The 1,009-nt window shown below is 46.8% G+C and carries 1 protein-coding gene; it reads left to right on the forward strand.

Translation table 11 applies throughout. The features are described from left to right. Positions 1 to 150: 150 nt before the first annotated feature. Positions 151 to 1,009 (forward strand): anhydro-N-acetylmuramic acid kinase (locus B7Y67_RS19365; protein ID WP_293600027.1); only part of this gene is annotated, 859 nt, incomplete at its 3' end.

Here is a 1,009-nt window from a genome sequence, read left to right on the forward strand (position 1 = left end):
CAAAAACTTCAGGGGTCAGTGGGTATTTTTGTTCTGGTTTAGCCGTCATGCTGATTGGGTTAGCTTAGTGACTTACTTAGTCGGTTAAATTAGTATTTAAATTGCTAAAGCATAATTGTCGCATTCCTGAGAATAAAGTCCTGATACTGCATGAATAAGCCTCAATCCCTCTTTATTGGCCTGATGTCTGGTACTAGCCTAGATGGGATAGATGCTGTTCTAGCGAAGATCGATGCCTCAGGGGAGGCTCGCCTCCTGGGCTCCGTAAGTACCCCGTTTAGCTCGGAACTGCGTAAAGCCCTTGTTGATTTACAAAGTCCCGGCCCAAATGAAATCCACCGGGAAAATCAGGCTGCAAATGCCCTGGCAGCAGCCTATGCGGATGCGGTCAAAGAGTTGCTTGCTCAAGTCAAGCTTTCCCCTGCAGATATCATCGCCATTGGCGCACATGGTCAGACCATTCGTCACCAAGCGGATCTTGCTCATCACCTGGCTTACACGCACCAGACCCTCAATCCCGCACTTCTTGCAGAGTTAACTGGAATTGATGTCATCGCAGACTTTAGAAGTCGTGATTTGGCGGCAGGCGGTCATGGTGCACCTCTAGTGCCAGCCTTTCACGCACAGCAATTTTCCTCTAATGAAAATGTAGCCGTTCTCAATCTTGGTGGCATTGCTAATCTGACACTACTTCCCAAAGATGGGAATGTAACTGGATTTGATTGCGGTCCAGCAAACATGTTGATGGATGCGTGGATTGCTGATCAGCAAGGTCACGAATTTGATAAAGATGGTAGCTGGGCTCTGCAAGGAACCTGTAATCAAGGTCTACTCGAAAGAATGTTGACTGACCCATTCTTTGCAAAAGCACCTCCTAAGAGTACAGGCAGGGATGAGTTTCATCTTGATTGGCTGAAAAAATATATTGGTTTAGACAATATCAATCCAGAGGATATCCAAGCAACCTTACTGTTCCTAACTGTGCATTCAGCCCTCGATGCCTTGGCAC

The sequence above is a fragment of the Polynucleobacter sp. 35-46-11 genome, from assembly GCF_002281105.1.